Origin of the sequence: Actinopolymorpha cephalotaxi, from assembly GCF_013408535.1 — a bacterium.
GTDB lineage: Bacteria > Actinomycetota > Actinomycetes > Propionibacteriales > Actinopolymorphaceae > Actinopolymorpha > Actinopolymorpha cephalotaxi.
In genome coordinates this window covers 6,850,033-6,858,585 of record NZ_JACBZA010000001.1, presented here as the reverse complement: position 1 = coordinate 6,858,585, position 8,553 = coordinate 6,850,033, and the positions used below count along the sequence as shown (strand labels likewise).

Annotated in this window: 9 protein-coding genes; 8 read left to right on the top strand and 1 reads right to left on the bottom strand. The window is 71.0% G+C overall.

The features are described 5' to 3' along the window. The 4 genes from FHR37_RS30765 to FHR37_RS30750 all read left to right on the top strand — a co-directional run. On the top strand, positions 1-830 hold an 830-nt coding region (locus tag FHR37_RS30765; protein ID WP_179771038.1), incomplete at its 5' end, for a GNAT family N-acetyltransferase. After that, the gene (locus FHR37_RS30760; protein WP_092880031.1) at positions 827-1,969 is read left to right on the top strand and encodes a DNA glycosylase AlkZ-like family protein; all 1,143 of its coding nucleotides are present in this window, start codon (positions 827-829) and stop codon (positions 1,967-1,969) included. The genes FHR37_RS30765 and FHR37_RS30760, both read left to right, overlap by 4 nt. A gap of 10 nt (positions 1,970-1,979) precedes the next feature. After that, positions 1,980-3,341: a cytochrome ubiquinol oxidase subunit I gene (locus tag FHR37_RS30755; protein WP_237768521.1), complete on the top strand. Its 1,362-nt coding sequence runs from the start codon at positions 1,980-1,982 to the stop codon at positions 3,339-3,341. Between the two features lie 9 nt (positions 3,342-3,350). Next, entirely contained in the window at positions 3,351-4,379 is a 1,029-nt protein-coding gene (locus FHR37_RS30750; protein WP_092880029.1) for a cytochrome d ubiquinol oxidase subunit II, read from the top strand. Here the strand turns inward: FHR37_RS30750 and FHR37_RS30745 are convergent. After that, on the bottom strand, positions 4,364-4,855 hold the full coding sequence (locus FHR37_RS30745) for a GNAT family N-acetyltransferase (protein ID WP_175542299.1): 492 nt from the start codon (positions 4,853-4,855) through the stop codon (positions 4,364-4,366). The two genes, FHR37_RS30750 and FHR37_RS30745, sit on opposite strands and share 16 nt — an antisense overlap. Positions 4,856-4,935: 80 nt before the next feature. Between FHR37_RS30745 and FHR37_RS30740 the strand changes: the two genes are divergently transcribed. The 4 genes from FHR37_RS30740 to FHR37_RS30725 all read left to right on the top strand — a co-directional run bounded on the left by FHR37_RS30740 (position 4,936) and on the right by FHR37_RS30725 (position 8,508). Then, positions 4,936-5,658 carry a class I SAM-dependent methyltransferase gene (locus FHR37_RS30740; RefSeq protein ID WP_092880023.1) on the top strand — a complete coding sequence of 241 codons (723 nt, stop codon included), beginning with the start codon at positions 4,936-4,938 and terminating at the stop codon, positions 5,656-5,658. A gap of 96 nt (positions 5,659-5,754) precedes the next feature. After that, positions 5,755-6,894 carry a glycosyl hydrolase family 28-related protein gene (locus FHR37_RS30735; RefSeq protein ID WP_092880020.1) on the top strand — a complete coding sequence of 380 codons (1,140 nt, stop codon included), beginning with the start codon at positions 5,755-5,757 and terminating at the stop codon, positions 6,892-6,894. Between the two features lie 40 nt (positions 6,895-6,934). Then, entirely contained in the window at positions 6,935-7,633 is a 699-nt protein-coding gene (locus FHR37_RS30730) for a class I SAM-dependent methyltransferase (protein WP_092880017.1), read from the top strand. Continuing rightward, the gene (locus FHR37_RS30725) at positions 7,630-8,508 is read left to right on the top strand and encodes a hypothetical protein (protein WP_202817861.1); all 879 of its coding nucleotides are present in this window, start codon (positions 7,630-7,632) and stop codon (positions 8,506-8,508) included. The genes FHR37_RS30730 and FHR37_RS30725 overlap by 4 nt, the downstream gene beginning before the upstream one ends. Positions 8,509-8,553 lie beyond the last annotated feature (45 nt).

Below are 8,553 nucleotides of genomic sequence, written 5' to 3'. Positions count from 1 at the left end.
CCACGTCGACCCCCGCCGAGCTCCTCGCCGCCCACGACGCCCAGGTGAGGGCCACCGTCGCCGCCCGGATGCCGCTCACGTGGACCCCGCACCCGGACGGCCGGGTGCTGCGGGTGACCACGCCGCATCGCGCCTTCGTGTTCTCCGACGGGCTCGCCGGCGTCTCGGACGACGAGGTGGAGGGCTACGTCCGGCGCGCGCGGGACTTCTTCGCCGAGCGGAACGAAGCGGTGGAGTGGAAGTACTACAGCAACGACCACCCGCGGCTGCGCGGCTTCCTGGAGGCGGCCGGGTTCGTGCCCGAGGACGAGGAGTCGGTGGTCGTCGGCCGGGTGACCGACGTCCTGGACGCCGGCCGGGTGCCGGAGGGCGTCACGATCCGCGCCGTCGCCGGCCGGGCCGATCTGGACCGGATCGCCGCGATGGAGTCCGAGGTGTGGTCGCAGGACTGGTCCTGGCTGGCCGACGACCTGGCCGACCGCGTCGCCGGCAGCCCGGACGACATCGCCGTCCTGGTCGCCGAGGCCGACGACGCCGCTCGCCCTGATCACACTGCTCACCCGGCTCGGACAGTGGTGGCCGCGGCCTGGCTGGTGGTGATGCCGGGCACCAGGTTCGGCGGGCTGTGGGGCGGCTCGACGCTGGCGGAGTGGCGCGGCCGGGGCATCTACCGCGCGCTGGTCGCCGAGCGCGCGCGGATCGCGCGGGCCAAGGGACTCGAGTTCCTCCAGGTGGACGCGTCCGAGGACAGCCGGCCGATCCTCGAACGGCTGGGCACGTTCAAGGTCGCCACCACCATTCCGTACGTCTGGACTCCGCGGGCGTCATGACCGTGCATGAGCCGACCCAGCCGCACCGGCTGTCCCGCACGGAGGCTCGCCGCATCGCCGTCCGCGCGCAGCTCCTCCTGAAGCAGCGGCCGACTGATCTGCTCGACCTGGTGCGGCACCTGACCATGTTGCAGCTGGACCCGACGGCGGCGATCGCCCCGAACGCCGACCTGGTGGCGTGGAGCCGGCTCGGTTCGTCGTACGACCCGGGCGACCTGGTCGCCGCCCTGGAGAAACGGCAGCTGATCGAGCTCGCGGCGATGCTCCGGCCGGCCGGGGACCTCGCGCTCTACCGCGCCGACATGGCGGCGTGGCCCGGGTCCGGTGAACTCCGCGACTGGCAGGTGTCGCGTCGGGAATGGGTGCGGGCCAACGACGCCTGCCGGCGGGACATCATCGACCGGCTCGGCGCCTCCGGACCGCTGACGTCGCGGGAGCTGCCGGACACCTGCGCGGTGCCGTGGAGTTCGACCGGGTGGACCAACAACAAGAACGTGATCAAGCTGCTCGACATCATGGTGGCGCGCGGAGAGGTCGCGATCGCCGGGCGCAGGGGCCGGGAGCGGCTGTGGGACCTAGCGTCGCGGGTCTACCCCGGCGACCCGGTGGTCCCGTCGGCGGAGGCCGCACGCATCCGGGACGAACGCCGGCTGCGTTCGCTGGGTGTCGCCCGCGCCAGGACGGCGGAGAGCCCGACCGAGGCGTGGGACGTCGGCGAGGCCGGTGAACCCGCGGTGGTCGAGGGTGTCAACGGCACCTGGCGGGTGGACCCGGTCTACCTCGATGAGCCCCTGTCCAGCCGGGCGTTTCCCGGCCGGGCCGCGCTGTTGTCGCCGTTCGACCGGCTGGTCCACGACCGCCGGCGTACCCTCGAACTCTTCGACTTCGACTACCAGCTGGAGATGTACAAGCCGGCCGCCAAGCGGCGCTGGGGTTACTACGCGCTCCCGATCCTGTACGGCGACCGGCTGGTAGGCAAGCTGGACGCCACCGCGGACCGCAAGACCGGCTTGCTCCGGGTGCACGCCATCCACCAGGACGTGCCGTTCACGAAAACGATCACCGCCGCCGTACGCCGCGAGATCGAGGACCTGGCCCGCTGGCTGCGGATGGATTCCGTACTGCCCCTGTCTGGGTAAACCGTTATTCGTGGTGTTGCTGACCGCGCCCGCGACGTACGCCGACCTGGTGGCGGCCCGGACGCAGATGGCGCTGTCCCTGGGCTGGCACATCGTTCTCGCCTGCCTGGGCGTCGGCATGCCGGCGATCACGTTGATCGCGCAGTGGCGCGGACACCGCACCGGGGATCCGGCCTACCGGATGCTGGCGCGGCGCTGGGCGCGGGCGATGGGCGTGCTCTTCGCGGTCGGCGCGGTGTCCGGCACCATTCTGTCGTTCGAAATGGGCCTGCTGTGGCCGGGCTTGATGGGCGTCTACGGACAGGTCATCGGCCTCCCGTTCGCCATGGAGGGCATCGCGTTCTTCATCGAGGCGATCTTCCTCGGCATCTACTTGTACGCATGGGATCGGCTGCCACCCGTCAAGCACATGTTGACAGGGATACCGGTCCTCGTCGCCGGGGTCGCCAGCGCGTTCTTCGTGGTGACGGCCAACGCCTGGATGCAGCAGCCGACCGGCTTCGACGTCGCACACGGAAAGGTGGTGGCGGTCGATCCGTGGGCGGCGATGTTCAACCCGTCGACACCTCCGCAGACGACGCACATGATCCTCGCGGCGTTCATGGTCGCCGGCTTCGGCATCGCCGGAGTCTACGCGGTCGGGATGCTTCGTGGCCGCACCGATCGCTACCACCGACTGGGTTTCCTGGTGCCGTTCACGGTGGCGGCCGTGGTCACGCCGGCGCAACTCGTCGTCGGCGACTGGGCGGCCCGCTTCGTCGCCGACCACCAGCCGATCAAGCTGGCCGCGATGGAGGGCCTGTTCCGGACCGGACGCGGCGTACCGCTGAGCGTGGGCGGCATCGCTGTCAACGGCGAGTTGCGGGGTGCCATCGAGATTCCGTACGGCCTGTCCCTGCTCGCGCACGGCAAACCGAACGCGGAGGTCATCGGCCTCGACCACGTTCCGCCGAGCGACTGGCCGCCGGTCAACATCGTGCACCCGGCGTTCGACCTGATGGTCGGCATGGGGCTGGCGTTGCTGCTGCTGTCGGTGTGGCTCGGGTGGACGTGGTGGCGGCGGCGGGACCTGCCGCGTTCGCGGTGGTTCCTGCGCGCGGCCTCGCTGGGTGGTGTCGCCGCCGTGGTGGCGCTGGAGACCGGCTGGACGGTCACCGAGGTCGGCCGGCAGCCGTGGGTCGTCTACGGCATTCTGCGTACGGCCGACGCGGTCAACCCCGCGCCCGGGCTGGTGTGGGGATGCGTGCTGGTCTTCGTGGTCTACGTGGTGCTCACCATCGCGACGGTGTACGTTCTGCGCCGGCTGTCCCGGGACTCGCCCGCGCCCGCGGCGCCGCAGGAACACGACGTCGCCGGCTACCCGGTCGCCTGAGGTCTGCCGATGCCACTCGTCGACGTCATCCTCGCGTTCGTCTGGGTCGGACTCACGGCGTACGTGCTGTTCGCCGGAGCGGACTTCGGCGCCGGCGGATGGGACCTGCTCGCCGGTGGGGCCGAACGCGGCCGGGAGCAACGCGGCCTGATCGAGCACTCCATCGGGCCGGTGTGGGAAGCCAACCACGTATGGCTGATCTTCGTCCTGGTGATGCTGTGGACCGGTGTCCCGTCCGTCTTCGCGGCGGTGTTCTCCACCCTCTACATCCCGCTCACCCTTGCGGCGTTGGGGATCATCGCCCGTGGGTCGGCGTTCGCGTTCCGCAAGGTGAGTACGCGGTTGTGGCAGCGGCGGCTGTTCGGCGCGACGTTCGCGTTCTCCTCGGTGGTGACGCCGTTCTTCCTCGGCACCGTCGCCGGAGCGATCGCGTCCGGGCGGGTGCCGGCGGGCATCGCGCGCGGCAACCTGGTCACCAGCTGGCTCAACCCGACCTCCGTCGTGACCGGAGCGCTCGCCGTGGGCGTCGGCGCCTATCTCGCGGCGGTCTACCTCACCCGCGACGCCGAACGCGCCGGGTTGCCTGAGCTGGCCGAGTCGTTTCGCCGTCGCGGGCTGGTGACGGGAGTCGTCGTCGGGTTGGTCGCGGCGGTGGGGCTGGTGGTGCTGCATGCCGACGCGCCACGTCTGTTCACCGAACTCACCTCCGGGCGGGCGCTGCCGTTCCTCATCCTGTCGGTCGCGGCGGGACTGGCCTCACTCGTGTTGCTGTGGTTGCGGGTGTTCCTGGCCGTACGAATCACCGCCGCGGCCGCGGTCGTGGGTCTGTTGTGGGGTTGGGGTGTCGGTCAGTATCCGCGGCTGCTGCCGGGCGTGACGGCACGGCAGGCCGCGGCGACCGACGCCGTACTCGCCGCCACGATCGGCGCGGTCGCCGTCGGCGCGCTCCTGCTCGTCCCTTCGCTGTGGTGGCTCTACGCCACCTTCCAGCGCGGCCAGCAGGAGACGGCAACCGAGACGACTCAGGAGTCGGCGTAGGCGCTGGACTGTTCGCCTACCCGGTGCGGGGGGCACAGTTCCTTCGTGAGCCCGACGAGTTCCTGGTCCGCGTCGACCGTCGCGCCATCGGCCGGGGCGTACCCGAGCCGCCGGTAGAAGGCCAGCACCGCCTCGTTGCGTGGACGTACGAATAGACAGGCGCGGACCGCGGCCGTCTGCTGCTCGGCGGCGCGCATCAGCGCCGTGCCGATCCCCCGTTGCTGATGAGCAGGCGCGACCACGAGCCGGGTGACGTACAGCGTGCCGGCTGTCTCCCGCGTGCGGACCACCCCGGCCAGCTCGGTTCCAGCGATGGCGACGATGCCCGCGCTCGCCCGGATCTCCCGCGCCAACTCCGCCACCGTCTGCGTGAGTGCGGGCAGCGACGGATCGCCGAAGCGCCGCGCCTCCTCAGCGAACGCGACTCGCTGCAGCTCCGCGAGCTCGTCGGCGTCGGACACGAGAAGGGGGCGCAACAGCACAGGAACCTTCCGAAGGTAGTGAGGCGGCTACCCTCGTCGCAGCAGCGCGGGGTTGGCAAGAGGAGGAGGCGCCGGTGGAGCGCAACGTGGCGAGCGAGGAGGACGTGTTCGCGCTGATGGACGCGCTGTTCGAGGCGGACGCGGACCGGTGGACCGCCCGCGGCGCCGGCTGGTGGGACGGCTTCTACGACGACCGCGAGCGCGGCGTCCCGTTCTTCCGCGACGCACCGGACGAGTCGCTGGTCGCCTGGCACTCGGCCGGTCTCCTGCCCCACGAAGGCCGCGCCCTCGACCTCGGCTGCGGACCGGGACGCAACGCCGTCTGGCTCGCCCGCCAGGGTTTCCACGTCGACGCCGTCGACCTCTCCCCGACCGCACTCCGATGGGGCAAGGAGCGGGCGGCGGCAGCGAACGTGGACGTCACCTTCGTCCAGGCCAGCATCTTCGAACTCGGCGACGCGTTCACCGGCTACGACCTGGTGTACGACTCGGGCTGCTTCCACCACCTGCCGCCGCACCGGCGGATCAGCTACCGCCGGCTACTCGAACGCTCCCTCGGCCCCGCCGCCGCGTTCGGCCTGGTGAGCTTCGCCTGGGGCGCGATGGGCTCGGAGGAGCCGGATGCGAACTTCTACCGCGAGGGACGTCTCGCGGGAGGTCTTGCGTACCGCGAGGAGGATCTGCGCCGGATCTTCGGCTGGCTGCGGCCGGTCGAGGTACGCCGGATGCGGGCGCAGGACAGCGACTCACCGACGTTCGGCGAGAGCTTCCTGTGGGCGGGCCTGTTCACGCGGTGACGAGTCCGGTCCAGGTTTCCCGCGAGCCGCGGTGGAGGCACAATTGGGCCGGGGGTGTCCACGCTTCGACGAGCCAGATCGGCGGTTGACTTCCGGATGAGCGACGACCTGGTCGACCGGCTCCTCGACTGGGGGCGCCTGGCGCTGTCCCGGCGAGGGTTCATCGGCCTCGGCGCCGGCGCCACCGCCGCCCTGCTCGACTCGCGAGAGTTCGGCTCCGTCGGCGACGGCCGTAAGGACGAGCACAAAGCCCTGCAGGCCGCGCTCGACCGCGCCGTCGCGGGCCCGCGTCCGCGCCCGCTGCTCATCCCTTCAGGCACCTACCAGCTCAGCAAGCCCCTGCAGGCGAGCGGCCCACTGGAGATCCGCGGCGACGGTCCGGAACGCACCGTGCTCCTCGCCCCGCCCGACTCGCCCGCCATCTCGGTCGGCACGCTGGCCCACGGCCAGCCGAGCGGGCTGGTCCTGCGCGACTTCACCATCCGCTCCTCCTCGACCTCCCTTGCGCCGATGCTCGACATCCGTCAGTACGGCCGGAAGTGGATCGTCGACCGGGTGAACTTCGACGGAGCGTTCGGCGACCGTACGGGCGTCCGGGTCTGGTCGAGCTGGGTCGGGTCGATCAGGGACTGCAGCTTCTACCGGTTCGGCACCGAGGGGGTACGGGCCAGACGCGCCGCCATCGTCATCAAGCCGCAGTCGCTTCCGACCGGCAACGGCCCGATCAACAACGTCGCCATCGCCGACTGCGCGTTCGAACGCGTGCAGGCGGGCATCGACCTACACGACCCCGAGGAGACCGGCAAGAGCACCGTCATCCACGCCGTCGAGATCCGCAACCCGCGCTTCAAGAACTCCAGCGTCAAAGGACCGGTGGCCAACTCCATCGGCATCCGGGCCAACTCCACGTCCACCTTCAACGTCGTGGTCACCGCGCCGTTCTTCGAGGACTTCGCCGTCGGTGTCTCCGTCCGCGGCTGGGGCTGGGCGATCACCTCGCCGTTCGCCCAGTCCGCCGACACCGTGGTCGAGCTGGTGACCGGCGGCGGCCACAGCATCACCGGTCTCGTCCTCGACGGCGCCGCGGCCAACGCCATCGGGACCGGCGTCCGCTGCCGCTCCGGCGTCAGCGGGCGGTGCGAGCTGCACCTGTGGAAGAGCGTGCACGGACGGAAGTACCTCGGTCACCCGTGGGTCGACGACACCAAGGGCAAGCTGGTCGTCATCCCGGCGTAATTCGATTGCACGCCGTCAGCGATCGGCCGACGATCGTCCGGTGCGTACTCAATGGTTCATCGACGAACTCGCCCACGCCGGGCAGGAACACCTCGACGCCGACTTCGTCGCCGGTTTCGACCGCAAGCAGGGCCACCCCGACCCCTCGGAGGACCTGGCCGCGCTGGCGTCCCACGGTGTGGGCGGTGACGCGACCGTGGTGGATCTCGGTGCCGGCACCGGCCAGTTCGCGCTGGCCGCCGCCGGGCGCTTCGGCCGGGTGGTCGCCGTGGACATCTCACCGGCGATGGTGGCCAGCATGCGCGAACGCGCCGAGCAGCGGGGCCTGTCGAACCTGGAGTGCGTACGCGCGGGATTTCTGTCGTACGACCACACCGGCGAACCCGCCGACGCCGTCTACACCCGGCATGCGCTCCACCAGCTCCCGGACTTCTGGAAGACGCAGGCGCTGCTCCGGATCGCTGCCATGCTGCGCCCGGGCGGCGTGCTGCGGGTACGCGACCTGATCTACGACTTCGGCCCGGACCAGGCGGGTGAGATCTTCGACTCGTGGCTGGCCAACGCCGCCGACGACCCCGCGGCCGGCTACACCAGCGACGACTACGTCGAGCACATCCAGACCGAACACAGCACCTACCGCTGGCTGTTCGAGCCGATGCTGGAGGCGTGCGGCTTCGAGATCGTCGAGGTAGCGTACGCCGGTGCGGCCTACGGCGCCTACACGTGTGTCAAGCGGTGACTGACACCGCGACCGTGCAGGTGCTGGGGATCGATGTCAACCGCGCCTTGCTCCGGCGCTGGGCCGGTTGGCTGGCGCCGTCCTGTCAGCCGTTCTTTCTGACCGCGGCCGAGGCGGGCCGGCTCGGACTCACTCCGGACCCCGTCCGCGAGCGGTCGCCGGAGCTCCGCGACACCTACGAGGAGTGGAACGTCGCCGACGAGCTGGCCGTGGTGTGGCTGGACGAGCGCGACTTCCACGCTCTCCCTCGCGACACGCGCGCGGAGCTCGTCCGAGCACAGGTGCGGCACGGGCGAGGCGCCGTGGCCACTGTCGACGTCTGGACGGACCTGCTCGACGCGCGGGTGGTGCGCGAGCAGGGTGACGGGTCGCGTTTCGTCTGGTGGCCGAGCCTGGTGGAGCCCCACCTTGACGACCTACTTCCGCGGTGGGTCAGCGAGAACCAGCTTCCCTGCAAGCGCCGTTCGGTGCCGGAGGAGGTCTGGCGCGCGGCCGCGGTGATTCTCCCCGGCGCCCGCGCACTCAGCGGGACTTTCGCCCGCGGCAGCAGGGGAAGCACCCTCGACTCCGGCGCGACGAACTGCTTCGCCACCGTCATCGCGGCGACCGGCGTTCGCGACGCCGCCGACAAGCCCTTCGAAGCCTGGCTGTGCGCCCGTTGCACGGCGGGAGAGACCGAAGACGTGCCGGGCACCGTGCTGGTCTGGCGAAACACCGAGGGGACCGCCACGCACGCGGCCGTCATCCTCGGCGGCGGCTGGGTGCTGCACAAGCCGGGGCAGGAGTGGTACACCCCTCGCCAGGTGCTCACCGCGACCGACCTCGACGACCTCGCTCCCCCGGGCCTCACCCTGCACCGGCACTCCCTGCTGTAGCCCGCACACCGATGCGGCACACGTGCAACAGTTCGGCGTACTCCG

What these genes read in the sequence shown, in the direction of transcription:
- FHR37_RS30760 (WP_092880031.1), top strand. Translation starts at nt 827, where the DNA reads ATGACCGTGCATGAGCCGACCCAGCCGCACCGGCTGTCCCGCACGGAG.
- FHR37_RS30750 (WP_092880029.1), top strand. Translation starts at nt 3,351, where the DNA reads ATGCCACTCGTCGACGTCATCCTCGCGTTCGTCTGGGTCGGACTCACG.
- FHR37_RS30735 (WP_092880020.1), top strand. Translation starts at nt 5,755, where the DNA reads ATGAGCGACGACCTGGTCGACCGGCTCCTCGACTGGGGGCGCCTGGCG.